Annotated in this window: 25 protein-coding genes; 18 read left to right on the top strand and 7 right to left on the bottom strand. The window is 69.4% G+C overall.

What is annotated here, in order from left to right; translation table 11 throughout:
- The first annotated feature begins 2 nt into the window (after nucleotides 1-2).
- From glgP to HL658_RS20155, 3 genes are all read left to right on the top strand, one after another.
- Nucleotides 3-1,691, top strand: coding sequence for an alpha-glucan family phosphorylase (glgP, locus tag HL658_RS20145; protein ID WP_180283931.1), 1,689 nt, complete (start codon nucleotides 3-5; stop codon nucleotides 1,689-1,691).
- A 69-nt stretch (nucleotides 1,692-1,760) separates the two neighbouring features.
- On the top strand, nucleotides 1,761-3,383 hold the full coding sequence (gene groL / locus HL658_RS20150) for a chaperonin GroEL (protein WP_180283930.1): 1,623 nt from the start codon (nucleotides 1,761-1,763) through the stop codon (nucleotides 3,381-3,383).
- A gap of 35 nt (nucleotides 3,384-3,418) precedes the next feature.
- On the top strand, nucleotides 3,419-3,862 hold the full coding sequence (locus HL658_RS20155; RefSeq protein ID WP_180283929.1) for a YbhB/YbcL family Raf kinase inhibitor-like protein: 444 nt from the start codon (nucleotides 3,419-3,421) through the stop codon (nucleotides 3,860-3,862).
- A 2-nt stretch (nucleotides 3,863-3,864) separates the two neighbouring features.
- Here HL658_RS20155 and HL658_RS20160 read toward each other — a convergent pair whose 3' ends face one another.
- From HL658_RS20160 to ppsA, 3 genes are all read right to left on the bottom strand, one after another.
- On the bottom strand, nucleotides 3,865-4,158 hold the full coding sequence (locus HL658_RS20160; protein WP_180283928.1) for a hypothetical protein: 294 nt from the start codon (nucleotides 4,156-4,158) through the stop codon (nucleotides 3,865-3,867).
- 123 nt (nucleotides 4,159-4,281) lie between these two features.
- Nucleotides 4,282-4,860 carry an NAD(P)H-dependent oxidoreductase gene (locus HL658_RS20165; RefSeq protein WP_180283927.1) on the bottom strand — a complete coding sequence of 193 codons (579 nt, stop codon included), beginning with the start codon at nucleotides 4,858-4,860 and terminating at the stop codon, nucleotides 4,282-4,284.
- A gap of 17 nt (nucleotides 4,861-4,877) precedes the next feature.
- Nucleotides 4,878-7,286, bottom strand: a complete 2,409-nt coding sequence (gene ppsA / locus HL658_RS20170; RefSeq protein WP_180283926.1) for a phosphoenolpyruvate synthase — start codon at nucleotides 7,284-7,286, stop codon at nucleotides 4,878-4,880.
- A gap of 208 nt (nucleotides 7,287-7,494) precedes the next feature.
- On the opposite strand from ppsA, the gene HL658_RS20175 reads away from it, so the two are divergent.
- From HL658_RS20175 to HL658_RS20210, 8 genes are all read left to right on the top strand, one after another.
- Nucleotides 7,495-7,938, top strand: coding sequence for a BON domain-containing protein (locus HL658_RS20175; protein WP_180283925.1), 444 nt, complete (start codon nucleotides 7,495-7,497; stop codon nucleotides 7,936-7,938).
- Nucleotides 7,914-8,048 carry a BON domain-containing protein gene (locus HL658_RS20180; RefSeq protein WP_343055222.1) on the top strand — a complete coding sequence of 45 codons (135 nt, stop codon included), beginning with the start codon at nucleotides 7,914-7,916 and terminating at the stop codon, nucleotides 8,046-8,048. Before HL658_RS20175 ends, HL658_RS20180 begins: the two co-directional genes overlap by 25 nt.
- Before the next feature lie 376 nt (nucleotides 8,049-8,424).
- Nucleotides 8,425-8,859 (top strand): DUF2267 domain-containing protein, encoded by a 435-nt coding sequence (locus HL658_RS20185; RefSeq protein ID WP_180283923.1) that lies wholly within the window; start codon nucleotides 8,425-8,427, stop codon nucleotides 8,857-8,859.
- Between the two features lie 18 nt (nucleotides 8,860-8,877).
- On the top strand, nucleotides 8,878-10,635 hold the full coding sequence (gene acsA, locus HL658_RS20190; RefSeq protein WP_180283922.1) for an acetate--CoA ligase: 1,758 nt from the start codon (nucleotides 8,878-8,880) through the stop codon (nucleotides 10,633-10,635).
- Entirely contained in the window at nucleotides 10,632-11,642 is a 1,011-nt protein-coding gene (gene pdhA / locus HL658_RS20195) for a pyruvate dehydrogenase (acetyl-transferring) E1 component subunit alpha (protein ID WP_180283921.1), read from the top strand. The genes acsA and pdhA overlap by 4 nt, the downstream gene beginning before the upstream one ends.
- On the top strand, nucleotides 11,639-12,688 hold the full coding sequence (locus tag HL658_RS20200) for an alpha-ketoacid dehydrogenase subunit beta (RefSeq protein WP_180283920.1): 1,050 nt from the start codon (nucleotides 11,639-11,641) through the stop codon (nucleotides 12,686-12,688). The genes pdhA and HL658_RS20200 overlap by 4 nt, the downstream gene beginning before the upstream one ends.
- Nucleotides 12,688-13,824 (top strand): dihydrolipoamide acetyltransferase family protein, encoded by a 1,137-nt coding sequence (locus HL658_RS20205; protein ID WP_180283919.1) that lies wholly within the window; start codon nucleotides 12,688-12,690, stop codon nucleotides 13,822-13,824. The genes HL658_RS20200 and HL658_RS20205 overlap by 1 nt, the downstream gene beginning before the upstream one ends.
- On the top strand, nucleotides 13,821-14,084 hold the full coding sequence (locus tag HL658_RS20210; protein WP_180283918.1) for an acyl carrier protein: 264 nt from the start codon (nucleotides 13,821-13,823) through the stop codon (nucleotides 14,082-14,084). The genes HL658_RS20205 and HL658_RS20210 overlap by 4 nt, the downstream gene beginning before the upstream one ends.
- A gap of 24 nt (nucleotides 14,085-14,108) precedes the next feature.
- Here the strand turns inward: HL658_RS20210 and HL658_RS20215 are convergent, their stop codons facing one another.
- The 3 genes from HL658_RS20215 to HL658_RS20225 form a co-directional block, all read right to left on the bottom strand.
- Nucleotides 14,109-14,909 (bottom strand): Crp/Fnr family transcriptional regulator, encoded by an 801-nt coding sequence (locus tag HL658_RS20215; protein ID WP_180283917.1) that lies wholly within the window; start codon nucleotides 14,907-14,909, stop codon nucleotides 14,109-14,111.
- Nucleotides 14,910-14,931: 22 nt separating this feature from the next.
- On the bottom strand, nucleotides 14,932-15,351 hold the full coding sequence (locus HL658_RS20220; RefSeq protein ID WP_180283916.1) for a hypothetical protein: 420 nt from the start codon (nucleotides 15,349-15,351) through the stop codon (nucleotides 14,932-14,934).
- A 279-nt stretch (nucleotides 15,352-15,630) separates the two neighbouring features.
- The gene (locus HL658_RS20225; RefSeq protein ID WP_180283915.1) at nucleotides 15,631-18,255 is read right to left on the bottom strand and encodes a cation-translocating P-type ATPase; all 2,625 of its coding nucleotides are present in this window, start codon (nucleotides 18,253-18,255) and stop codon (nucleotides 15,631-15,633) included.
- 164 nt (nucleotides 18,256-18,419) lie between these two features.
- Between HL658_RS20225 and HL658_RS20230 the strand changes: the two genes are divergently transcribed.
- Nucleotides 18,420-18,698, top strand: a complete 279-nt coding sequence (locus HL658_RS20230; RefSeq protein ID WP_196242295.1) for a hypothetical protein — start codon at nucleotides 18,420-18,422, stop codon at nucleotides 18,696-18,698.
- A gap of 26 nt (nucleotides 18,699-18,724) precedes the next feature.
- A complete protein-coding gene (locus HL658_RS20235; RefSeq protein WP_180283914.1) occupies nucleotides 18,725-19,075 on the top strand; it encodes a c-type cytochrome in 351 nt (116 codons plus the stop codon).
- Nucleotides 19,076-19,411: 336 nt separating this feature from the next.
- Here HL658_RS20235 and HL658_RS20240 read toward each other — a convergent pair whose 3' ends face one another.
- Nucleotides 19,412-19,915 (bottom strand): BCAM0308 family protein, encoded by a 504-nt coding sequence (locus HL658_RS20240; RefSeq protein ID WP_180283913.1) that lies wholly within the window; start codon nucleotides 19,913-19,915, stop codon nucleotides 19,412-19,414.
- A 101-nt stretch (nucleotides 19,916-20,016) separates the two neighbouring features.
- Between HL658_RS20240 and HL658_RS20245 the strand changes: the two genes are divergently transcribed.
- The 5 genes from HL658_RS20245 to HL658_RS20265 form a co-directional block, all read left to right on the top strand.
- Nucleotides 20,017-20,907 carry a universal stress protein gene (locus HL658_RS20245; RefSeq protein WP_180283912.1) on the top strand — a complete coding sequence of 297 codons (891 nt, stop codon included), beginning with the start codon at nucleotides 20,017-20,019 and terminating at the stop codon, nucleotides 20,905-20,907.
- Nucleotides 20,904-21,377 carry a hypothetical protein gene (locus HL658_RS20250; RefSeq protein WP_180283911.1) on the top strand — a complete coding sequence of 158 codons (474 nt, stop codon included), beginning with the start codon at nucleotides 20,904-20,906 and terminating at the stop codon, nucleotides 21,375-21,377. Before HL658_RS20245 ends, HL658_RS20250 begins: the two co-directional genes overlap by 4 nt.
- An 89-nt stretch (nucleotides 21,378-21,466) precedes the next feature.
- The gene (locus HL658_RS20255) at nucleotides 21,467-22,273 is read left to right on the top strand and encodes a hypothetical protein (protein ID WP_180283910.1); all 807 of its coding nucleotides are present in this window, start codon (nucleotides 21,467-21,469) and stop codon (nucleotides 22,271-22,273) included.
- A gap of 188 nt (nucleotides 22,274-22,461) precedes the next feature.
- Nucleotides 22,462-23,073 carry a recombinase family protein gene (locus tag HL658_RS20260; protein ID WP_180283909.1) on the top strand — a complete coding sequence of 204 codons (612 nt, stop codon included), beginning with the start codon at nucleotides 22,462-22,464 and terminating at the stop codon, nucleotides 23,071-23,073.
- Nucleotides 23,007-24,090, top strand: a 1,084-nt coding sequence (locus HL658_RS20265) for a recombinase family protein (protein WP_180283908.1), incomplete at its 3' end; no start/stop codon positions are given. The genes HL658_RS20260 and HL658_RS20265, both read left to right, overlap by 67 nt.

Below are 24,090 nucleotides of genomic sequence, written 5' to 3' on the forward strand. Positions count from 1 at the left end.
ACATGGTCGCGGCCTTCACCCAGCGCTGCCGCATCGCCTACTTCTCCATGGAAATCGCGCTGCAGCCGGAGATCCACAGCTACGCCGGCGGCCTGGGTATCCTGGCCGGAGACACGGTGCGGTCCTGCGCCGACCTGGAGCTGCCGGTGGTCTTCGTCACGTTGATCAGCCGGAACGGTTACCTGCGGCAGGTCATCGACGCCGACGGCCGCCAGGGCGAACAGCCCGATCCATGGGAACCGGAACGCTGGGCCCAGCCGCTGGGGGCCAAGGTGGCGGTCTCCATCGAGGGGCGCGACGTCTGGGTCCGTCCGTGGCTCTACCGGCACCGGGGCACGCTGGGCTACGAGGTGCCAGTCGTCCTGCTGGACACGGCGCTCGACGAGAACGATCCGGAGGACCGCGCGATCACGGGCACCCTGTACGGTGGGGATGACGCCTACCGCCTGAAGCAGGAGGTCGCGCTGGGCATTGGCGGCTTCCGCCTGCTGCGCGCGCTGGGCTTCGAGATCGAGACCTACCACATGAACGAGGGGCATTCCGCCCTGCTGGCCCTGCAGCTCCTGAACGACCAGCGCCACGCCGACGGCCGTCTGACGGAGGGCGGCGCCCACGATCCGGAGCCGGCGCGGCAGCGCTGCGTCTTCACCACCCACACGCCGGTGGAGGCGGGGCACGACCGCTTCCCCTACGATCTCGTGGAACGGACGCTGGGAACGGGAGCGGATGTCGAGGCGCTGAAGGCCTTCGCCGGCACCGATTGCCTGAACATGACGCGGCTGGCGCTGAACCTCAGCGGCTACGTCAACGGCGTCGCCAAGCGGCACGCCGAGATCTCCCGGCACATGTTCCCCGGCTACCGCGTCCATGCCATCACCAACGGCGTGCATGTGGAGACCTGGACCTGCGAGAGCATCGCGCAACTCTACCAGACGTCTTTCCCCCAGTGGCGCCACGAGCCCGAGGTGCTGGTGCGCGCCGATACGCTGGACGACGCCGCGGTGTGGTCGGCGCACGAGACGGCCAAGCGCGCCCTGCTCGACCGGGTCGAGGCGCTCACCGGTGCGGCGTTGGCGCCGGACGTCCTCATGTTGGGCTTCGCCCGGCGGATGACCGGCTACAAGCGCCCCGACCTGATCTTCAGCAACCTCGACCGTCTGCGTGCCCTCGCGCGCGGCCATCCGTTCCAGATACTGGTCGCCGGCAAGGCGCACCCGCGCGACGAGGTGGGAAAGCGCGCGATCGAGGCGCTGCACCATTGCGCGCGGGACTTGGCGGGGGACGTTCCCGTCGTCTTCCTGCCCGGTTACGACATGGAACTGGCACGCTTCCTCACCTCCGGCTGCGACGTGTGGCTGAACACGCCGCTGCCGCCGCTGGAGGCGTCCGGCACCAGCGGCATGAAGGCGGCGCTGAATGGCGTGCTGAACCTCAGCGTGCTCGACGGGTGGTGGATGGAGGCCTGCATCGACGGCGTCACCGGCTGGGCCATCGGCGACGCCGACCTCGGCACGGCGGCCGACGATGCGGAGGACCTCTACCACAAGCTGGAATCCGAGGTGCTGCCGCTCCACCGCAACGACCGCGCCCGTTGGATCTGGATGATGAAACAGTCGATCAGCAAGATCGCCAGCCACTTCAACAGCCAGCGCATGATGCGCCGCTACGCGGCGGAGGCCTATCTGCGCTGACCGCACAGACAGTTGGGCGAAGGGGACTTGCGCCACGGCGCCGACGGCCACTTCAGGGGAGGATGGACGATGACAGCGAAAGACGTCCGCTTTTCGACCGAAGCGAGGGAAAGGATGCTGCGCGGCGTGGAGATCCTCGCCGACGCCGTCAAGGCCACGCTGGGTCCCCGCGGCCGCAACGTGCTGATCGAGCGGGAGTTCGGTCCGCCCCGCATCTCCAAGGACGGCGTCACCGTGGCCGAGGAAATCGAGCTTCCCGACCGGTTCGAGAACATGGGGGCCCGCATGGTGTGCGAGGTCGCCACCAGGACCAGCACCGACGCCGGCGACGGCACGACCACCGCCACCGTGCTGGCCCAGGCCATCCTGCGCGAAGGCACGAAGGCGGTGGCTGGCGGACTGAATCCAATGGACCTCAAACGCGGCATCGACACGGCCGTCGAGGCGGTCGTCGGGGACATCCGGGCGCGCTCCCGGACCGTGTCCACCGCCGGGGAGATCGCGCAGGTCGGCACGATCTCGGCCAACGGGGAGCGCGAAATCGGGGATCTGCTGGCCCGCGCCATGGGACGGGTCGGGCATCGGGGCGTCATCACCGTGGAGGAGGCGAAGGGGACGGGGACCGAACTGGACGTGGTGGAGGGCCTGCGCATCGACAGTGGCTATCTCTCCCCCTACTTCATCACCGACGCCGACGCCATGACGGCGGAACTGGAGGACGTCCTGATCCTTCTGCACGAGACGACGTTGTCCAGCGTGCAGCCGCTCCTGCCCCTTCTGGAATCGGTGATGAAGTCCGGACGCCCGCTGCTGATCGTGGCGGAGACCGTGGAAGGGGAGGCGCTGGCCACGCTCGTGATCAACAAGCTCCGCGGCGGGCTGAAGGCCTGCGCGGTCAGGGCACCCGGCTTCGGCGACCGCCGCCGGGCGATGTTGGAGGACATCGCCGTCGTCACGGGCGGCCATCTCGTTTCCGCAGACCTGGGCATCGCGCTTGAAGGCGTCACCATCGACATGCTGGGCAAGGCGCGGCGCGTGCGCGTGGACAAGGAGTCGACGACCATCATCGACGGTGCCGGCGCCAAGGACACGATCGAGGCCCGCTGCGGACAAATCCGACGATTGGCCGAAGAGGCCGCCTCGGACCACGACCGCGAGGCGCTGCGGGAGCGCGTCGGCGCGTTGACCGGCGGCGTGGCGGTGATCCGCGTCGGCGGTGCGACCGAGACCGAGGTGAAGGAGCGCAAGGACCGGGTCGAGGACGCGATGAACGCCACCCGTGCCGCGGTGGAGGAAGGGATCGTCGCCGGTGGTGGTGCCGCTCTGCTCTATGCGACACGCGCGCTCGGCGGCATCCGTCCCGGCAACGACGACCAGCGCGTCGGCATCGGAATCGTCCGCCACGCACTGGAAGCACCGATCCGCCAGATCGCCGCCAACGCCGGCGTCGATGGGTCGGTGATCGTCGGCCGGCTGCTGGAACAGAACGACACCGATTATGGCTACGATGCCCAGGCGGACGAGTGCTGCAATCTGGTGGAGAGGGGGATCATCGACCCCACCAAGGTCGTGCGCATCGCCCTACAGGACGCCGCATCGGTTGCGGGGCTGCTGATCACCACCGAGGTGATGATCGCCGCCCGCCCCGGGCCGACGCCCGACGCGTTCGACGCGGATGGAACCGGGCGTTGACCGGCTCCGATGACCGCGACAACAGGAGGAACCCTATGCGACTGGCCAGCCAGGCTTTCGAGGACGGGGAGCGCATCCCCCACCGCTTCACCTGCGAGGGCGAGGACGAGCCGCCACCGCTGGAATGGACCAACGTGCCGCCCGGCACCATGAGCTTCGCGATCGTCTGCTCCGACCCGGACGCGCCATCCGGCACCTTCCGGCACTGGGCCGTCTACGACATCCCCGGGAATGTCCGGCACCTGCCCGATCGCGCCCATACCGGCCTCAAGGAGGCGGTGAACGACTTCGGCCGGCTGGGCTACCGGGGCCCCTGCCCGCCCGTCGGGCATGGACTCCACCGCTACCGGTTCCGGCTCTACGCGTTGGATGTCCCAACGCTGGTGCCGAGCCCCCATCCGCCGTGCCGGGAGGTGGAACACGCCGCGCACCAACACACCCTCGGCACGGCCGAACTTGTCGGCCTGTTCGGGCGATAGCGTCATCCCACCGAGGGCTTTCCCGCCTTGCCGCAGTCCCGGTAGCCCGCATCCGGCCAGCCCGGGGACGTCGTGCCAGTGTTGACGGACGGGGGAACCTTCCGGAGCGAGCCGTCCGCCCGGCGAGCCAGCACGTCAACGGCGTAGCCGAGCCGGCGAACCCTTATCGCATCCTGGATGGCTGCCTCGAGCGCGGCCCGCCACAACGGGAACTGTCCGGTGGTGTCGCCGCCACCGAACTTGATCGTCCAGCGCGCATCCGTCGGCTCGATGATGTAGGTAAACTGCGGGATCATGGTTTCCTCCCTCGGTTCAACGTCATTCCATGAGTCGGGCCGATTATCCCGCAGGATCCGCGCTTGTTGCCTTTTTCCACATCAAGTCCAGGAGGAGAACCTTCGATTGCGTGCGGCAGGGCGTCAGAAATGGTCGGCGACGAGCCGGCGGACGCGCGCCAGATGCTCGTCCACGTCCTCCGACGTGGTCTCCGGGCCAAGGCCGGCGCAGTGCAGGTGCGCCACCACCGTCAGCCCGCACAGGCCCATGATCGCCTGGTCCTGCGTGACGGTGAAGGCCCGCATCTCCCCGGACGCGGCCAGATACTCCATGGGCGCGCCGGAGCTGGTGATGAGCACGCCCTTGCGCCCGGTCAGCCCGCCCTCGGGGCTCTCGCCGCGCATCCGCCAGGCGAAGCCGTAGGTGAGAACGCGATCCACATAACCCTTCAGGATCGCCGGCATCGACGCCCACCAGATCGGAAAGGCGAAGGTGATCGCGTGGGCGGCGCGGATCAGCTCCTGCTCCGCCCGCACGTCGTCCGGGACCGTTCCCGTGCCGGCAAGCTCCGCTTCCGAGAGAACGGGGTTGAAGCCCATCGTGTAGAGATCGCGCACGGTCACCGCATGGCCGCAACGCTCGAGTTCATCGACGTAGGCGCCCACGAGCTGCCGGACGAAGCTGCCGGGGCGCGGGTGAGCGAAGACGACCAGATGATTCATAGTCTCCTCCCCTGTCGTCAGGCGTCCGCCCGCGGCGGCCGGCCGAGCGAGTGTTCGAGATTCACCACCATACGCAGCGTGCGCAGAACGCTGTCCGGAGTCAGGCTCATCGAGCCGATGCCGAGGCGGACCAGGAATTCGGCGATCTCCGGGTAGTCCGACGGCGCCTGCCCGCAGATCCCGCAGGACCGGCCATTGCGCCGCGCACCCTCCACCGTCTGGCGCAGGAAGGCGAGCACACCCGGGTCGCGCTCGTCGAAATCGAAGGCGACCAGCGGGCTGTCGCGGTCCACCCCAAGCGTCAGCTGGGTCAGGTCGTTGGAGCCGATGGAGAAGCCGTCGAACAGCCGGGAGAACTCGTCGATCAGCAGCACGTTGTTCGGGATCTCGCACATGACATAGACCTCGAGCCCGTCCCGCCCTCGCTCCAGCCCGTGCCGCGCCATGGTGGCCAGCACCCGCTCCGCCTCCGCCACGCGGCGGCAGAAGGGGACCATGACCGTCACGTTGGTCAGCCCCATGTCGTCCCGCACGCGGGCGAGCGCCCGGCATTCCAGCGCGAAACCCTCCTCGTACGCCTCGTGCGCGTACCGGGCGGCGCCGCGGAAGCCCAGCATGGGGTTCTCCTCCACCGGCTCGAACCACCGGCCGCCGACCAGGGCCGCGTACTCGTTGGTCTTGAAATCGGACAGGCGCACGATGACCGGCCGCGGGTGGAAGGCGGCGGCGATGGTTCCGATCCCCTCCGACAGGCGCTCCACGAAGAACGCGGCACCGTCCGGATGCCCGCCGGCGAGGTCGCGGATCCGGTCCCGTTCGGCCGCGTCCTGGACGCGCTCGGGATGCAGCAGCGCCATCGGGTGCGCGCGGATGGTCTCGCTGATGATGAACTCCATCCGCGCGAGCCCAACCCCGTCCACCGGCAGCGCGGCGGTCTGGAAGGCCTGTTCGGGGTTGCCGATGTTCACCATGATGCGCGTCTGCGGCCGCTCGAGACTGCCGAGGTCGACGCGCTCGACGTGGAAGGGAACCGCCCCGTCATAGACCCGGCCCACCTCCCCCTCCGCGCAGGACACGGTGACGGTGCGCCCGTCGCCGAGCGCCGCGGTGGCCGTCTCCGCGCCGACCACCGCGGGGATGCCCAGCTCGCGGGCCACGATGGCGGCGTGGCAGGTGCGGCCGCCGCGGTTGGTGACGATGGCGGCCGCGGTCTTCATCACCGGCTCCCAGTCCGGCGTGGTGGTGTCGGCCACCAGCACCTCGCCGGGGCGGAAGGCCGACAGGTGGTGGGGGTCGGTCACGATCCGCACAGGACCCGCCGCCATGCGGGCGCCCACCGCACGCCCCTGCGCCAACACCTCGCCACGGCCGTCGGGGACGAAGCTTTCCAGCTCCATCGGCCGGCGCCGGGAGGCGACCGTCTCCGGCCGTGCCTGGACGACGTAGATCAGGCCGTCGAGCCCGTCCTTGGCCCACTCCATGTCCATGGAGCAGCCGTAATGGTCCTCGATGCGGATCGCGTACTCCGCCAGTGTGACGACCTCCCGATCGGTGAGGCAGAAGCGCCGGCGGTCGGCGTCGGGCGTCGGCACGACACGCGTGGCCTCGCGCGTCCGGCCGGTGCGGTAGACCATCTTGACCTGCTTCTCGCCAAGGCGGCGGCGCAGCACGGCACGGGCGCCCAGCCTCCAGGTCGGCTTGTGGACGTAGAACTCGTCCGGATCAACCGCACCCTGCACCACCGTCTCGCCCAGACCGTAGGCGCCGGTGATGAAGACCACGTCGGGGAAGCCCGTCTCGGTGTCGATGGAGAACATCACCCCGGCGGCGGCGAGGTCGGAGCGCACCATGGTCTGCACGCCCACCGACAGGGCGACCTTGAAGTGGTCGAAGCCCTGGTCGATGCGGTAGGCTATGGCCCGGTCGGTGAAGAGGGAGGCCTGGCAGCGCTTCACCGCGTCCAGCAGGTTGGCCTCCCCCGCCACGTTCAGATAGGTCTCGTGCTGGCCGGCGAAGCTGGCGGTGGGCAGGTCCTCCGCCGTGGCCGAACTGCGCACGGCGACAGCGAGATCGGGGCCATGCTCGGCCGACAGGGCCGCCCAGGCCCGGCGCAGCTCCGCCTCCGCCGCGGGCGTCAGCCCGGCGGCGTAGACGAGGTCCCGCGCCCGCGCGCCGCAACGGGCGAGACGCGCCACGTCCTCCTTGCCAAGCCCGTCCAGCAGGTCGTGCAACTCGCCCCACGCGCCGGCCGCGGTCAGCGCATCGCGGAAGGAGTCCGCCGTCAGGGCGAAGCCATCGGGTACCGGGATTCCGAGCGGTGTCAGGTTGCGGCGCAGCTCGCCGAGGGAGGCGTTCTTCCCACCTACCAGCGGCACGTCGCCGCGGCCGAGTTCGGCGAACCAGCGGACGTAACGGGCATCGGACATGGCCCGCCCTCCTCTTCCCCGTGGACATACGACCGGAGGGTAGAGGAGCGATGGCGGGACTCACCTTAACCCCGGTTAAGGCCGATGCGCATTCGCCGGCCCATTCTCTCGCCGGAGCGGTATCCGGCGCAGAAGGAGGAGGGTTCCCATAGAGATCGAAACGGCAGCCCCGCATGTCCCGGGCGACGATGAAGGGCTGCAGCACCGCGTGCTGGCGGAGCTGGAAAGGGATCCCAGTATCAATGCGGCACACATCGGCGTGGCGGCCGAGCACGCCGTCCAGCGGGTCAAAGGGGTGCGCGGCATCGCCATGGACGTGACGGTCCGGCTCGCCAGCGATCGCAAGCGAAGCGACCCCGAGATCGCCGAGCGGGCTCTCAAGAGCCTCGACTGGGCCGAGTTCGTTCCAAGGAGCCGCATCATGGTGGAGGCCGAGGACGGCATCCTGACGCTGCGCGGTACGGTGGACTGGCAATACGAGAAGACCGCCGCCGAGTATACGGTGCGATCGCTTTCCGGTGTCCGCGGCATCCGCAACGAGATCGCGGTCGCACCATCGGTGGCGGCCGGCGGTCGATTGTGGACGCCCTGCGCCGCAGCGCCCTTACGGACGCCGAGAACATCACGGTGTCCGCCACGGGTGGCACGGTGACCATCGGCGGCATCGTCAGGACTTGGCAGGAGCGCGAATTGGCGCTGGGAACCGCGTGGTCGACGCCCGGCGTGCAGTGCGTGGAGGATTTGATCGTCATCCGGCCGTAAGCGGCGGACCATTGCCGATGGGAGCTTGCGTCATGTCGGATCGTGAGGAATCTGCGAGGATTTCGAGGTGAACCGCCTCTGATCGCCCATCCGCGGAGTAGCGACGTCATATCTTGACGGAGATACCTGCAAAGCTTCGGGCGCAGGCGACAGCAGACACAAAAAATAAACGTGTCGAACACCGTAGCCGTCGCGGTGCCGCCTCCGTCCGACAGTCGCCTCTCCGCGGTCCCGTTGGCTTGCCGTCGGATTGACTCAGGCGCCGAGTGCTTTGCGATCAGCATTGAGGATCGTCCGGGACTTAACCTGGATAAACGTCCGCCCCCTCCAGCGCTCCTACGATGACCGTCCGACCGCGCTGGGAAGGAGAGTACCGATGTCCACCAACAGCTTGCCGGCCTTCGACGAGACCGTCCAACGGACCAACGCGTGGCTGAAGGACCTCATGACGTGGCTCCACACGGACGACCGGCGCCTGGCCTACCGCGCGCTCCGCGCGGTGCTGCACGCCCTGCGCGATCGCCTGGAACCGGGACTGGCGGTGCATCTCGGCGCCGGGATGCCGATGCTGGTGCGCGGCTTCTATTACGAAGGCTGGCGCCCGTCCGACACCCCGCTCCCCTATCACAGCCTCGAGGAGTTCCACGATTGCGTCATGGCGGAGATGCAAGGCTTTCAGGAAGCGGATCCCGAGCGCCTGACCGGCGCCGTGTTCGACCTGCTGGCCGCCCGCCTCCCCGCCGGCGAAATCCGCAAGATCGCGGAGTCCCTGCCCCGCGACGTGCGCGCCCTGTGGCGGATTCCGGCCTGAGCGCGGGAGACAACGGCCATGGCCTGGAACACGATCGTCAAGGGTCCGGCCGAGAAGGCGTCGGCGGTCGTCGGCGATTACGACGCGGCGCGATCCGCCTTTTCCTGGGAGGCCGCGCGCGCGGAACTGGACGGCCTGCCAAACGGGGGGCTGAACATCGCCTATGAGGCGCTGGACCGGCACGTCGCGCGCGGGCGCGGGGAGCGCGTGGCGCTACGCTCGGTGACGAAGGACGGTGCGGTCGAGGAGTTCCGCTACGCGGACCTGACCGTGCGGACCAACCGCTTCGCCAACCTCCTGCGCGACCTGGGCGTTGGTCGGGGGGAGCGGGTGTTCTCCCTGCTTGGGCGCGTTCCGGCGCTCTACGTCGCGGCACTCGGCACGCTCAAGGCCGGTTCGGTCTTCGCCCCGCTCTTCTCCGCCTTCGGGCCGGAACCGGTGCGCACCCGCGCCACCCTCGGCGACGCCCGCGTGCTGGTCACCACCGAGGCGATGTACCGCCGCAAGGTGGAGCCGTGGCGGCACATGCTGCCAGGATTGCGCCATGTGCTGCTGACCGGCGGCATGTCGGCGTCGGCGGAGGGCTGCATCGACCTGGACGCCGCGCTGCCGGCGGCCGGTGCGGACTTCGCCGTGGTCCCCACCGCACCCGAGGACATGGCGCTGCTGCATTTCACCAGCGGCACCACCGGGCGGCCGAAGGGGGCGGTTCATGTCCACGGCGCGGTGGTCGCGCACCACGCGACCGCCCGCATGGCCCTCGACCTCCTGCCCGGCGACGTGTTCTGGTGCACGGCCGATCCGGGCTGGGTCACGGGGACCTCCTACGGCATCATCGCCCCCCTGACCGTGGGCGCCACCATGGTGGTGGACCAGGGCGAATTCGACGCCGAACGCTGGTACGGCATCCTGGAGCGGCACCGGGTCACCGTCTGGTACACCGCCCCCACCGCCATCCGCATGCTGATGAAGGCGGGGGAGGAGCCCGCGCGCCGCCATGACCTGGGCGCCTTGCGCTTCCTGGCGAGCGTCGGCGAGCCGTTGAACCCGGAGGCGGTAGCGTGGAGCCACCGCGTCCTCGGCCGGCCCTTCCACGACAACTGGTGGCAGACCGAGACCGGCGGCATCATGATCGCCAATCTCGCGGCCATGGACGTCCGCCCGGGCTCCATGGGCCGGCCGCTCCCCGGCATCGACGCCGCGATCGTCGAGCGCACCCCCGATGGCGGTGTGCGCGTCGTGGACTCGCCGATGACGGCGGGTGAGCTGGCGCTGCGCCGCGGCTGGCCCTCGATGTTCCGCGGCTATCTCGGCGAGGAGGAGCGCTACTGCCGCTGCTTCGCGGGCGACTGGTACCTGACCGGCGATCTCGCGATGCGCGACGCCGACGGGTACTTCTGGTTCGTCGGACGCGGCGACGACGTCATCAAGTCCGCCGGCCACCTGATTGGCCCGTTCGAGGTGGAGAGCGCGCTGCTGGAGCACCCGGCGGTGGCCGAGGCCGGCGTCATCGGCATCCCCGACCCGGTCGGCGGCGAGGCGGTCAAGGCCTTCGTCGCGCTGAAGCCCGACTGGACGGCGGGGGACGAGCTGCGCCACGACCTGCTGGCCCACGCCCGCCGCCGCCTGGGTCCGGCGGTGGCGCCGAAGGAGCTGGAGTTCCGCGCCGGGCTGCCGCGCACGCGCAGCGGCAAGATCATGCGCCGCCTGCTGAAGGCGCGCGAGCTTGGCCTGCCGGAAGGCGACCTGTCCACCCTGGAGAGCGACGAGCGATGACCACCGCGATCGAGCCGCATCATGGGGCGAAGCCGCACCTGTCCCGCGCGCATCTGTTGGGACTGCTGCGGGACATGGTCCGCGTCCGCCGCTTCGAGGAACGCTGCGCCGAGCTTTACCAGCAGGAGAAGATCCGCGGCTTCCTCCACCTCTGCATCGGCGAGGAGGCGGTGGCCGCCGGCGTGTTCCGCTGCCTGGAGCCGGAGGACGCCGTGGTCTCCACCTACCGCGAGCACGGGCACGCCATCCTGCGGGGCGTGTCCATGGACGCGGTGATGGCGGAGATGTACGGCAAGCGGGAGGGATGCAGCCGCGGCCGCGGCGGCTCCATGCACCTGTTCGACGCGGCCACCCGCTTCTACGGCGGCAACGCCATCGTCGCCGGCGGGCTGCCGCTGGCGGCCGGCTTGGCGCTGGCCGACCGCATGAGGGAACGGCGCTGCATAACCGCCTGCTTCTTCGGCGACGGCGCCACCGCCGAGGGCGAGTTCCACGAGACGATGAACCTGGCGGCGCTGTGGACCCTTCCCGTGCTGTTCGTATGCGAGAACAACCTCTACGCCATGGGCACCCGGCTGGAGCGGGTGCAGTCCGAGCCCGACCTGCACGCCAAGGCCGCCGCCTACCGCATGGCGTCGGAGGCGGTGGACGGGATGGACGCCGTCGCGGTGGAGGCGGCGGCCCGGCGCATGACGGCGGCGATCCGCGACGGGGCGGGGCCGCAGTTCCTGGAATGCCGGACCTACCGCTTCCGCGCGCACTCCATGTTCGACCCCCAGCTCTACCGCGACAAGGCGGAGGTGGAGGCGTGGAGGCACCGCGACCCCATCGACCGCCTCGCCGGCTGGATGCGGCAGACCGGGGCGCTGCACGACGCCGAACTCGACGGCATCCGGCGCGACGCCGAGGCGGAGGTGGAACGCGCCGTCGCCTTCGCCGAGGCCGGCAGCTGGGAGCCAGTCGAGGATCTCGCCCGCGACGTCTACACCCGCGAGGTGCGACCATGACCGCGACCGTCACGCCCGCCATCGTGACCCCCGCCGGCCCCGTCGTGGAGGCCGCCGGCCGCACCATCACCTACCGCGACGCGGTGCGGGAGGCGATCCGCGAGGCGTTGCTGCGCGACGACCGGGCCTTCCTGATGGGCGAGGACGTCGGCCGCTACGGCGGCTGCTACGCCGTCAGCAAGGGCCTGTACGACGAGTTCGGACCGGACCGCGTCCGCGACACGCCGCTGTCGGAGTCCGCCTTCGTGGGTGCGGGCATCGGCGCCGCGCTGGGCGGGATGCGGCCGATCGTGGAGGTCATGACCGTCAACTTCAGCCTTCTGGCGCTGGACCAGATCGTCAACAACGCCGCCACGCTCCGGCACATGTCCGGCGGGCAGCTCGGCGTGCCGGTGGTGATCCGCATGGCGACGGGCGCCGGACGGCAGCTCGCCGCGCAGCACTCGCACAGCCTGGAGGGCTGGTACGCCCATGTCCCCGGCCTGCGCGTGCTGGCCCCGGCGACGCTGGAGGATGCGCGCGGCATGCTGTGGACGGCGCTCCAGGACCCCGACCCGGTCGTCATCTTCGAGCATGTCATGCTCTACAACACGGAAGGGACGCTGGACGCCGGCGCCGGGCCGGTGGACATCGACCGGGCGGCGGTGCGCCGCAGCGGACGCGACGTCACGCTGGTCACCTACGGCGGCAGCCTGCCGAAGACGCTGGCGGCGGCCGAGACCCTGGCCACGGAGGGGATTTCCGCCGATGTGATCGACCTGCGGACGCTGCGCCCGCTCGACCTCGGCACCATATTGGAGTCGGTGGGCCGGACCCGGCGCGCAGTGGTGGTTGACGAGGGCTGGCTGACCGGCAGCCTCGCCGCGGAGGTGAGCGCGCGCATCATGGAGGGGGCCTTCTGGAGCCTGGACGCACCGGTCGCCCGCGTGTGCAGTGCCGAGGTGCCCATCCCCTACCCCCGCCACCTGGAACAGGCGGCCCTGCCCCAGCCGGCCGCCATCGTGGCCGCCGCCAAGGCGGCGGTGGGGTTGCGGGAGGGGGCGTGATGGGCCTGTTCCGCATGCCGTCCCTCGGCGCCGACATGGAGGCGGGAACACTCGTCGAATGGCTGAAGCGGCCCGGCGACGCGATCCGGCGGGGCGACATCGTCGCCGTCGTGGAGACGCAGAAAGGCGCCATCGAGGTCGAGACGTTCGAGGACGGCGTCATCGAACGGCTGCTCGTCGCCCCCGGCACCACGGTGCCGGTGGGCACCCCGCTCGCCACGCTGGCCGGGGAGGAAGCCGCGGTTGCGACCATGACGCCGGCGATGGTGCCCGTTCTCGAGATCGCAGCGGCTCCGGCGGCATCGCCCCCGCAACCACCCGCAGGCGCCCCGACCCTCGCCTCGCCGGCGGCGCGGCGGCTGGCGGCGGAGCGCGGGATCGAGCTTGCCGGCCTCGCGGGGAGCGGTCCCGGCGGCGCCGTCCGGCTCGCCGACGTCGAGCGCGCTGCTCCGCGTCGCGCCGCCGGGATCGATCTCGCCGACATGCGCCGGGCGATCACCGCCGCCATGGCCCGTTCCAAGCGGGAAATCCCCCACTATTACCTCGGGTCCACCATCGACCTGACGAACGCCACGGCTTGGCTCGCCCGGACCAACGCGGACCGAGCGCCGGAGGAGCGGCTGCTGCTCGCGGCACTGGAGCTGAAGGCCGTCGCCCTCGCCCTGCGCCGCCATCCCCGGTTCAATGGCCACAACGTTGACGGCGATTTCCGTCCCGGAGCCGGGATCCATGTGGGCGCGGCGGTCGCGATCCGCGGCGGTGGCCTCGCCGCTCCGGCGATCCGCGACACCGACACGCTCGGTCTGGACGACCTGATGGCGCGGCTGCGGGATCTCGTCGGCCGGACACGCGCCGGCCATCTGCGCAGTTCGGAGCTGGGAGATGCGACGATCACGGTGACCAGCCTCGGCGAGCGTGGCGTGGACAGCGTGTTCGGGGTGATCTATCCGCCCCAGGTCGCCATCGTCGGCTTCGGCCGGCCGGTCGAGCGGCCCTGGGCGGTGAGCGGCCGGGTGGAACTGCGCACCGTCGTCACGGCCACGCTGGCCGCCGACCACCGCGTGAGCGACGGGCACGCCGGCGCCCTCTTCCTTGCCGAGATCGACCGCCTGCTGCAGGAGCCCGACAGCCTATGACCCAACCTCTCGCGACCGCCGAAGACGTGCGCCGCATCGTGCTCGAAGCGCTGGGCGACATCGCCCCCGACGCCGACCTCGCCCATCTGGACCCAAAGGCCGACCTGCGCGAGGCGACCGACATCGACTCCATGGATTTCCTGAACCTTGTCAGCGCCCTGCACCGCCGGCTGGGGGTCGTCGTGCCGGAGGCCGACTACCCGCAGCTTGCTACGCTGGCGGGCATGGAGGCTTACCTGATGGCACGGGCACGGCCCTGACCACGGCGGCCCGGATTCGATGGCCTATGGCGCAAGGTCGGCGCCGATAGGGCCGGCCCAACCCGCTCGCGCCGGGCGGCCCCGCTGCCTGATGGCTAGTGCGTGGGACAGTGGCGCGACGGCAACATCCTTCATCTCGGCAAGGCGGGCGAGCCGCGCCCAGTCGAGCACCCGCAAGCGCCCTTTCGCGAAGGTCAGCAATCCAGCCAGCCGCATCTCCTTCAGTGTCCGGCAGACATGGACGGCCGTCAGGCCGGTGGCATCGGCAATAATCGTCTGGCTGATCGGCAGGACCAAGTCCGGCGTGTTCGATGCGTCCTCGCGGCGCTGGAGGTTGCAGAGTGTGAGGAAGAGCCGGGCAATCCGCTCGGCGGCATTGCACGTCCCGAGCGCCCCCAGCAGTTGCCAGTCCGTGATCGTTTCGGTCGCAAACTGGGACGCTATGCACAGGGCGAGCGTCGGCACCTCCTGACAGAGCTGCAACAGCTTCCGCCGTGGAATCGGACAGACGATGAGTTCGGTGACCGCCTCCACCGTGCACGGCATGCTGCCGTCGGATCGCGTCGCGAAGCCGACAAGGTTGCTTGGCATGGCAAAGCGGAGGACCTGACGGCGGCCGTTCTCGTGCAGAGTGGATGCCACTGCCCAGCCGCGGCGGATGATGTAGACCAAGTCGTTCTGTTCACCTTCCAGGAACACATTGGCGCCTGCGTGGATGGTGCGAGGGGGCCGTTTCAGACCCACCATCATCGACAACTGCTCGTCTGCGATGCTCGCGCACAGCCCGTCACGGCGAACTGGGCAGGATTGGCAATTCGTCGGCATGGCCAACATCCTCAGCGCAGTTTCATTGCGGACGATCCAGACGGGGCGCCGGAATCAACTGCGCCTGCGCCAGGATGTCGAGAAACACCGAGACAAAGACGTGGCAGCCGGCGGGGCCAGCCGGCGCCAGCTGCGCCGCCTCGAATTGGCCGTCCATGGCGCACGCGATGGAAAACTTGGCCGCGATTCCGAGTGGCGTCCGCGCCGGTGTGCTGACCAGCGAGCGCAGCAGGCTGCGGTAGCGGATGTCCATGCTGCGGGCCGCGGTCTGGAGGCGGTCGGCCCCGGCCTGGACCGTTGCCTGGCACTGCTCTATTTCACGCAAACGCTCGTGCAGCAGCAGCAGGTGGCGATCACGATGCGTGCCGCTTGCCAGTGCCGCGGCAATGGCCAGCGACAGCTCGGTGTAAAATGGGGTGCACCCTGAAAGATTTACGGTCATTCTGGCCGACTCCTGGCCAAACGGCACGAATGGACGCGAACGTCGCTGTCGCCATCGCCGCAGGCCGGTGGCACCGTGCGTCGAGCTGCTCCGGCTCCCACGGCTCTCCCGGCCTCCGCCAAGCTTGTCCGTTGCGGCAACAGTCCTACAGCGGGCTGCGCGGCGTCTTGATCTGGATCACGATCCAGCCCGACCTGTCCCAATGCGCCCGACCATGCCTCTTAAAGGGTATATGTGGTCATTGCCTCGCCGCACGCCACGCCATCAGGCCTGATCCGATCAAAGTGTCGGGGCGCGGAGCGCGGACGGCTTGACGCATGGAAGCGACCGCGCCAGCGCCTTGCGCGCTTCCTCCACCACGACCATCGCCATCACCGCCGGCAACGGTGTGAGCCACGCCCACCAGGGCAAGGGTGCGGTGGCGAAGAGCAAGTTGCCCGGCGGCGTGTAGACGATGGCCGCAATGATCAGCAGTTCGGCGATGATGGCCCAGCCGATGAGGGGATTGCGCGGCATCGACCGGTCCAGGATCGACTCACGGTCTGCCCGGCACAGAAGAAGGTTGGCGACCTGCGCCACCACGATCCCCGCGAGACACGCGGTGGTCGCCAGCCGGTGGAGCGGATCGCCGGCGGCCAGATGGTCCCCCCACCGCCAGCCCCCATCGCCGAGCACGACGAAGAAGGCGCCCATCGCCGCGGCGGCTTCGAATGGTCCAAGGAAAAGGTAGGCGCGCGCCAGCAGCCCCCAGGTCAACAGGCGTTCGCGGCGCGGCCGTGGTGGACGGATCATGACGCCGGGGTGCGGCGGTTCCGCGCCGAGCGCCAGGGCGGGCAGGAGATCGGTGCCGAGGTCTACCGCCAGGATCTGAACCACGGTGAGCGGCAGGGGAATGCCCAAAAGGATGAACGCAAGGAAAGGGACGATCTCGGGGATGTTCGAGGTGAAGATGTAGGTCATGAACCGGCGGATGTTGGCGAACACCGCGCGCCCCTCCTCGACCGCATGGACGATGGAGGCGAAATTGTCGTCGAGCAGGATCATGTCCGCCGCCTCGCGAGCCACGTCGGTGCCGCAACGCCCCATCGCGACGCCGATGTCGCCCTGCTTCAGCGCGGGAGCATCGTTGACGCCGTCCCCAGTGACCGCCACCGTCTCGCCGCGGCGCTGCAGCGCCTGCACGATCCGGAGCTTCTGGTCGGCGCCGACGCGGGCGAACACGACCTCGTCGCCGTCCAGCACCAGCATGAGATGGCTGTCGGTCATCGTGCGGAGCGCGTCGCCCGTCACCAGTTCCGGATCCGAGCCCCGCACCAGCCCGATCTCGCGTGCGATGGCGAGCGCGGTGTGCGGGTGGTCGCCGGTGACCATGACGACCCGGATGCCCGCGGCCCGTGCCTTGGCGACCGCGTCCGGCACCTCGGGGCGCGGGGGATCCTCCAGCCCCACCAGCCCCGCCAGAACCAGCCCCCGTTCCGGGTCGGCGGGGTCGGGATCGTCGCGCCACGCCAGCGCAAGAACCCGCAGGCCGCGGTCGGCCATGGCATCCTGCGCCGCCAGCACCGCGGCGCGCCCGGTGTCGTCCAGCGGCACCACGCCGGCCGCCGTCGCACGGGCGGTGCACAGCGGCAGCACCGTCTCCGCCGCCCCCTTCGTGTAGACCACCGGCCCCGTCGGCGCCCGGTGCAGGGTGGAGAGCCGCCGGCGCTCGGTGTCGAACGGCACCTCCCCGGTGCGGGCATGGACCGGACCGGGGCCGGCGTGCTCCACCAGCGCCACCTCCATGGGGTCGCCGAGCCAGCCGGTCTTCGAACGCGCCAGCGTGTGGCAGTGCCGCTCGACCGCGGCGATCGCGCCCGGCTCGCCGTCGGTCGCCCGCACGGTCATGCGGTTGAGCGTCAGGGTGCCCGTCTTGTCGGTGCAGATCACCGTGGCCGACCCCAGCGCCTCCACCGCCGGAAGGTGGCGGACCAGCACATTGCGCCGCGCCATCCGCCGGGCCGCCATGGCGAGCGCGAGCGTCACCGTCGGCAGCAGCCCCTCCGGCACGTTGGCGACGATGATGCCGATCGCGAAGACGAACGCCGCCATGACCGGCTGTCCGGCATGGACGCCGATCGCGAAGAACACCGCGCCGAGACCGACGGCCAGCACCGCGATCAGACGGCTGAGCGCAGCGATCTCGCCGAGCAGTGGCCAGCGCTCGCGCTGCTCCCCCTGGGTCAGGTTGGCGATGCGCCCAAATTCGGTGTGATTGCCGGTGGCGTAGACCAGCGCCGTCCCTTCCCCGGCGACCACCGAGGTCCCGGCGAAGACGAGGTTGCCTGCCATCGGCGCCTCGTGCTCCGTGCAGGGGTCGGCGGTGCGCAGGACCGGGACCGACTCCCCCGTGAGCGTCGAGGCGTCGAGGCGCACGCCGGTGGCTGAGAGAAGCCGCGCGTCGGCCGGCACACGGTCCCCCGCCGTCAGCACGATCACGTCCCCAGGCACGAGCGCCGCCGCTTCGACCTCGCTGACCTGGCCATCGCGCCACGTCTTCACCCGTTGCGGCAGCAGCTTCGCAAGCGCCGCCAGTTCGCGCTCCGCCCGGTAATCCTGGGCGAAACTGAACAGACCGTTGACGAGGATCACCGCGACAACCGCGATGGCCAGCAACCCCATGCCCTCGCCCGGCTGGCGAATCTCCGCCACCGCGGCGAGGGCCGCAGCGAGCCAGAGCAGCAGCGCGAAGAAATGGGTGAAGCTGCGCAGCAGGCGGACGGCCATCGGCTCGCGGCGCGGCGCTTTCAGCGTGTTGGCGCCGAAGCGGCCGAGCCGGCGCGCGGCTTCCCGCGTGGTCAGGCCGTGCCCGCCGCTGCGCAGGCCCGCCAGCACCTGCTCCGGCGACAAGGTCTGTATCCGCATCCCCGGCTCCCCCGGTCATCCGCGCGTCGGGCCACGATCGCGATGCGACGGTTGTCAACGCCCAAGGACAGCCCCGCTTGTTCCGCGCGGCAATAACCTGGATCAAGCCGGGACCCGCGGTGCGGGCGTAAACTGATTTGATAAATGAGGTGGAGGATCCCGCCATGGTGATCACGATCGAAGACTGCATCGGGCTGAGCGGCCTGAGCGAAGAGGAGATCGACGCGATCGCCGAGCATGAGCATCTGCCGGAGATCGTCGCGGCCGAACTCGGCAACTACCTCGTGGGCACGGCGGCGGGCCAGGAGGAAATCCGACGGATGATCGAAGACGACATTGCGGAGGCTAGGGCGCACGGGCGTCCTGAACGGGCAGCCGTGCTGAACATCGTCTTGTGCCACTTTCTGAACGAGCACAGGTCGGCGGACACCATGAAGCCCTGACGATCCGGCAACAAAAGGAGGCGGAGATGAGGCCGCACGCGTTCCCGATTGTGCTCAGTTTGTCAGCGGCGTTGGTGGGGATCTTCGCCTCCAGCGTGCCGGTTGCCGCAAACGGTCCTGGCGACGCTGCCAACGGTCGCCGGCTTGCCACGGATTTCTGCAGCGAGTGCCACGTCGTGTCCACCGACCAGCGGCTTGGTGGCCCCAAGGCCGCACCCGATCTGACGGAGCGCATGCGCCATCCGGGACTGACGGAATTGGCATTGCGGAGCTACATGCAGACGTCCCATCCCGTGATGCCGAACATCCGTTTGACGCTGGAGCAGACCGACGATCTCGTCGCCTACCTGCTCACCTTGAAAGGCGTGGCGCCATGATCGGGCGACTGTTCGCACCAATGATCCTGATCGTGGTGGCCGGGACAATGGTGGCGTCAACCTCGTTGGCGGCGGATCCTGTTGCCGGACGTGGCATCGCGGAGCGCTGGTGCCTGTCCTGCCATGCCGGCCCAGGCGGTCGGAGCGGAAGCGATGCCGCTCCGACGCTGGAAAGCCTGGGGAGGCAGCGGCACGACCGCCCGCACTGGGTTCGCGGCTGGTTGACGGCCCCCCACCCACCGATGCCGGACGTGCCACTCACACGCGATGAGATCGAGGATGTCGTCGCCTATCTGGAGAGCCTAGCCGACTAAGCCCGCCGCTGTCTGATTCCTGTCAGTCGGCCTGCCACCGGACGCGGACGAAGCACTCGCCCTCGTCATAGTGCAGCGTCAGACGCCCCCGGTGGTTGCTGCGCAGCGCCTCCCCGATGCGGCGTGGCAGATGGAGGTCCGTGGTCGTGACCTCCAGCCCATCTCCAGTGTCCCGGATGTCCATGATCCGGTTCATCGGGTGTTCGGCGTTCTCCTGATCCTGGTTATGTCGGATGAGCGCCAGCAGTTCGTCGCGATGCGCCGCCACGTAGGCGCCGCTCAGCGTCACGATGCCGGCGGGGCAACGGTCGGCGATGCGATGGCAGGCTGGGCAGACGGTCTCCGCCGCCTGGAGCGGCCGCGGCCCCCAATGCCATCGGCCTTCCTCGTACACTGCATGGCAGCGCTCGCACACCCCGGGATCCGGAATTTTCAATTTTAGCGCGTATGGGTCATGGACGTGTTCCTGGATCAGCCGGTCCATGCGCGGCGGATCGGGGCGGTGGTCCTGGCGTTCATTCTTCATGCGATACCCCTGAGAACGGTATGTGGGATCCGCACGCTCGCACGATGGTGTGAGGCGGCATTAACCTGGATAAACCTCGCCTTCAGCAGTGTGGGGATCGGATGCCGCCCCGGTTTCCTGCCGACCGCCAAGGCCGCTCGAAGCGCTGCACGGCTGGTGGCACGACACATGGACGCTGCGACCCGCGGATCGCCGCGCGGCACCGCGACCTGATGCCGGCGCGGGAGCACGGCGCCAACCTCACCGCCGTGCACGTGGTGGACGACACCTTGCAGGCGGTCATCGACCGCCAAGGGCAGCAGACGGCGGAGGCGTCTCGCGCCTATCTGGCCGCGCGTGGCGGCGGGCCGTTGCCATCGGTCGAGGTGGCCGTCAGCACCACCGATTGCGAGATCCGAAGGCGGGCCGCCGAGATCGGGGCCGGCCTTGTCGTCCTCGGCGCCCACCGCATCGGGGAGGCCGACAGCTTCCGCGATTCGACGGCCTGGCAGGTGCTGCGGCAGTCCGACCAGCCGGTCCTTCTCGTGAAGAACCCGGCGCTCGAGCCATACCGGCGCGTGGCCGTTGCCTTCGACTTTTCGGTGCATTCGGAGGAGGCGCTGCGTCTGGCCTATCGGTTCCGGCCGGAGAAGGTCTCCGTCGTCCACGCGTACCACGTGCCGTACGAAGGCTTCCTGTGCGGCCCAGACACCGCGAGCTCCGTCCGCGACCAAGCCCAGATGGAGCTGACCGGCGCTGGCGGGGACGTGATGGCGTCCGTGCGGGGCGCCTTCACGACGGCGGTCGAGCCGCGGTCCCTGCCCTGCCACGGGGAACCGCTGAAGACATTATGGCAACAGTGCCGACAGCTCCATGCCGATCTCCTGGCGATCGGCACACACCGTCGCACCAGGCTGGCGCACGCGGTGTTCGGCAGCGTCGCGGAAAGTCTGCTGCGCAACCCGCCCTGCGACGTCGTGGCGGTGCGCGCTGCCGCGGAACGGGGGGCGTGACGACGGTACTCACCGATGCGGACCCGTCCCACCGCAGCAAGCGGACGGTGCCTCGAGCGGCGCATCACACCAAGCGGCAGGTGGTGCGGGTGATCGTGCACTGGCGCGCAACTCCGACTAACAAAAATGCGCAAGATCAGCGAGATAGAACGTCGGTCAGTGTCCAGGTTGGGCTCTTCCTCGGATTTCACGAGGGCGATGAAGCACGTTGCAGAGGTGCTGGCCAAGGCGAGGGAGTGCGCCAGCAGCGAGGCAGCCGGCCCCGCATGATGGTCGCCAAGATGGACCCGGTATTCGGTAGCAAACGCACCCACGGCAGAAAGGCCGCGTTAAACGTAGATGCTTTCTACTCCGCATCGTCAGGCGGCTTGATCGAGGGCCACCTTTCGACAATAGCCACGCACGACGCCTCCATGTTCGCCGGCTTCCTGGCCGTCGCCTTTGGGGAGGTGATCAGCCCGCCTGATTGAACATCCAAGCAAAAGCATAGGCCCTTGTCTGGCGCGCCGAGATCCTGCAAGTACCTCCCGGCATACTCTTCCAACAACGTTGATACATAGTGGCCGCCGCGATCCGCCGCGAGTTCCGCCGGCCGGATTTTGAAGGGTTCTCGGCGCTGACCCATTGGCAGCTCCTGCTGATGGAGGCGCTGTCCGGAGCGGCCCCGGCGGGGCACCCACGGCGCGGCGGCGCCCTTCTGGCCAGCATCGCACAGCACGGCGCCGATCAGGCGATGGCGGACGCCTTGTTCGGCGAAACCCGCGACGGTTGGCCGGCATACGTCGCCACCCCGAAGCCCGGCGGAATCATGGCGGCGGCCCACGCCGCCGAGGAGCGGTGGGCCGCGGCCAATCACGCCGACGACGCCCGTGCGCGGCTCCTCGTACCGACGCCTACACCTGCGCCGAGGCCGATCCGGAGCGATGCCGAAGACCTCAACCCCACCCAGCGAGCCGCCAGCAATGACGGGACCGTTCGAATCCGCTACCACTGGCCCCGCATTCTGGCGGAGCCGTGGATGGTTCCCGTCGTGGAGCGTGCCATCGGCCGCTTCAGCGTCGATGGCGACCGGCGATCATTGCGCGCGGCGATCAATCAGGCCGTCTTTCCGGCGATCGAGGAGGCGGACCGGCGCATTGATGCCATCCTGACGGAACGGCGGGGACGCTCCGGCGGGAACACCGCCATGATCGTCCGTGACGACCATCAGTTCGGCTTGGTATCGCGCGACGGCATAGAGCTTGATGGGGCGGAGGATCTCGTTCCGGACGTCCTGCCGGGGCGATACGCCATCGACACCGACGACATCCGCCGTCTCGAAGCCGTGGCTCCGTGGATCACGGTGACCGGTGGTCCCGCCGCTTGAGCCCCACCTCCTCCCTTTGACCATGCGTCCGGCGATGCCGAGTTCGTGGGCGAGCGGAAAAGACGTTCGTCCCCAGCGGGATCCCGGCTTGGGGAAAGGGCTCCATACCCGGGGCCGGGAAGATCGCCCTGGCGACATCGGCGTGAACGCCCAATAGACTTTGGCACTCGGTGTGTTGGAGGCCGACGATGCGACGAACCATCCACGTGACGCCGGGCCGGCTGCTCAGGGCGGCCGTTTACGCTCGGTATTCGAGCGACTTGCAGCGGGACCAGTCGATCGAGGACCAACTGGAGATTTGCCACCGCTTCTGCGCCGCCAAGGGCTGGGAGGTGGTCGAGGTCTACGCCGACCGCGCCCAGAGCGGTGCCGACGGCAACCGCGCCGGGTTCCTGAAACTTCAGGAGGACACCACCCGCGGACGGTTCGAGGTCGTTGTGGCGGAAAGTGTGGACCGGCTGTCCCGGCAGCTGAGCGCCGTCGGCGGCCTCGTCGACCACCTGGATTTCCACAGGGTCAAGCTCTACGCCGTCAACACCGGCGAAGTCACCGCGCTTATGGCCGGGACCCTCGGCTCCATCGGGCAGCACTACCTCGAGGAGCTCCGTCACCGCACCCGGCGCGGCTTGCTGGGAAAGGTGCTGGCCGGGCTGTCGGCCGGCGGCCTGGGTACGGCTATCGCGTCGCCGTGGAGGCCAGGGGAGCACGGGCGATCGACGACGGGCAGGCGAAGGTGGTGCGCCGGATTATTCGCGAGTACGCCGCCGGGGAAAGTCCGCGGGCGATCGCCGCCCGCTTGAACGTGGAAGGCGTACCCGGCCCCAATGGACGGGAATGGGGCGACACCACCATCCGCGGTCAGGTGGCGCGCGGCACCGGCATCCTGAACAACGCCCTCTACATCGGACGGCTTGCATGGAACCGGTGCAGCTACGTGAAGGACCCGCGCACGGGAAAGCGCCTCGCGCGCCCCAACCCTCCGGAGGAATGGGAGACGTTCGAGGTGCCCCACCTGCGGATTCTGGACGACGACCTCTGGGATCGGGTCAAGTCGCAGCAGGAGGGAGTCCGGACGGAGATGGGGCGTGATGGTGCGGGCACCCCTCTCAACCGCGCCCACCGCTACCTCCTGTCCGGCCTGATCCGATGCGGTGAGTGTGGGAGTCCCTACGTCATCGTCAACGGCAGCCAGTACGGCTGCAACCGCTCGAAGGGCACCTGCGCCAATGATTTGCGGGCCCGCCGGGATGAGATCGAGGGCCGCCTGCTGGAGGGCCTCCGCCACCGGCTCATGCAGCCGGCGCGGCTCGAACGCTTTCTGACGATTGCGAAGGCAAACCTTGAATGCCAAGCCCGTGACGGAAACCGGGAGCGGGCCGCCATGGAGCGGAAGCTGAGGGACGTCGAGCGGAAGCGTTCGAACATCCTGCGAGCGGTCGAGGATGGGCTCTACCGCCGGGAAATGAAGGCACGCTTGGCGGAGCTCGACACCACGGAAGCCGGGTTGCGCAATGCGATCGCGGCGCTGGTGACCGACCCGGCGGTGCCGTCCGCAGAATGGCCGGTGGCGTTGGCTGTGGGTGTGGGGACGCGCCGTCAGCCGCCGGCGGGAGGCCGGCCACGGCTGCCGGCGGCGGCCCAAGGGGAGCATGACGGCGACGACGCCAGGGGTTTGCAGCCGGCCCCGGCGGAAGCGTTCAGATGGAAAAGCTCCTTACCATGGGTATCAGCGCGAGTGAGGAACACGAAAAGCCCCTGCGGAGATGCGTCCGCAGGGGCTTTTGATTTGGTTGCGGGGAGAGGATTTGAACCTCTGA

Source organism: Azospirillum oleiclasticum, from assembly GCF_013423485.1.
Lineage (GTDB): Bacteria > Pseudomonadota > Alphaproteobacteria > Azospirillales > Azospirillaceae > Azospirillum > Azospirillum oleiclasticum.

Bases quoted from the DNA above. Each gene is read 5' to 3' on its own strand.
- glgP (WP_180283931.1), top strand. From the start codon at position 3: ATGGTCGCGGCCTTCACCCAGCGCTGCCGCATCGCCTACTTCTCCATG.
- groL (WP_180283930.1), top strand. From the start codon at position 1,761: ATGACAGCGAAAGACGTCCGCTTTTCGACCGAAGCGAGGGAAAGGATG.
- HL658_RS20155 (WP_180283929.1), top strand. From the start codon at position 3,419: ATGCGACTGGCCAGCCAGGCTTTCGAGGACGGGGAGCGCATCCCCCAC.
- HL658_RS20160 (WP_180283928.1), bottom strand. From the start codon at position 4,158: ATGATCCCGCAGTTTACCTACATCATCGAGCCGACGGATGCGCGCTGG.
- HL658_RS20165 (WP_180283927.1), bottom strand. From the start codon at position 4,860: ATGAATCATCTGGTCGTCTTCGCTCACCCGCGCCCCGGCAGCTTCGTC.
- ppsA (WP_180283926.1), bottom strand. From the start codon at position 7,286: ATGTCCGATGCCCGTTACGTCCGCTGGTTCGCCGAACTCGGCCGCGGC.
- HL658_RS20185 (WP_180283923.1), top strand. From the start codon at position 8,425: ATGTCCACCAACAGCTTGCCGGCCTTCGACGAGACCGTCCAACGGACC.
- acsA (WP_180283922.1), top strand. From the start codon at position 8,878: ATGGCCTGGAACACGATCGTCAAGGGTCCGGCCGAGAAGGCGTCGGCG.
- pdhA (WP_180283921.1), top strand. From the start codon at position 10,632: ATGACCACCGCGATCGAGCCGCATCATGGGGCGAAGCCGCACCTGTCC.
- HL658_RS20200 (WP_180283920.1), top strand. From the start codon at position 11,639: ATGACCGCGACCGTCACGCCCGCCATCGTGACCCCCGCCGGCCCCGTC.
- HL658_RS20205 (WP_180283919.1), top strand. From the start codon at position 12,688: ATGGGCCTGTTCCGCATGCCGTCCCTCGGCGCCGACATGGAGGCGGGA.
- HL658_RS20210 (WP_180283918.1), top strand. From the start codon at position 13,821: ATGACCCAACCTCTCGCGACCGCCGAAGACGTGCGCCGCATCGTGCTC.
- HL658_RS20215 (WP_180283917.1), bottom strand. From the start codon at position 14,909: ATGCCGACGAATTGCCAATCCTGCCCAGTTCGCCGTGACGGGCTGTGC.
- HL658_RS20220 (WP_180283916.1), bottom strand. From the start codon at position 15,351: ATGACCGTAAATCTTTCAGGGTGCACCCCATTTTACACCGAGCTGTCG.
- HL658_RS20225 (WP_180283915.1), bottom strand. From the start codon at position 18,255: ATGCGGATACAGACCTTGTCGCCGGAGCAGGTGCTGGCGGGCCTGCGC.
- HL658_RS20230 (WP_196242295.1), top strand. From the start codon at position 18,420: ATGGTGATCACGATCGAAGACTGCATCGGGCTGAGCGGCCTGAGCGAA.
- HL658_RS20235 (WP_180283914.1), top strand. From the start codon at position 18,725: ATGAGGCCGCACGCGTTCCCGATTGTGCTCAGTTTGTCAGCGGCGTTG.
- HL658_RS20240 (WP_180283913.1), bottom strand. From the start codon at position 19,915: ATGAAGAATGAACGCCAGGACCACCGCCCCGATCCGCCGCGCATGGAC.
- HL658_RS20245 (WP_180283912.1), top strand. From the start codon at position 20,017: ATGCCGCCCCGGTTTCCTGCCGACCGCCAAGGCCGCTCGAAGCGCTGC.
- HL658_RS20260 (WP_180283909.1), top strand. From the start codon at position 22,462: ATGCGACGAACCATCCACGTGACGCCGGGCCGGCTGCTCAGGGCGGCC.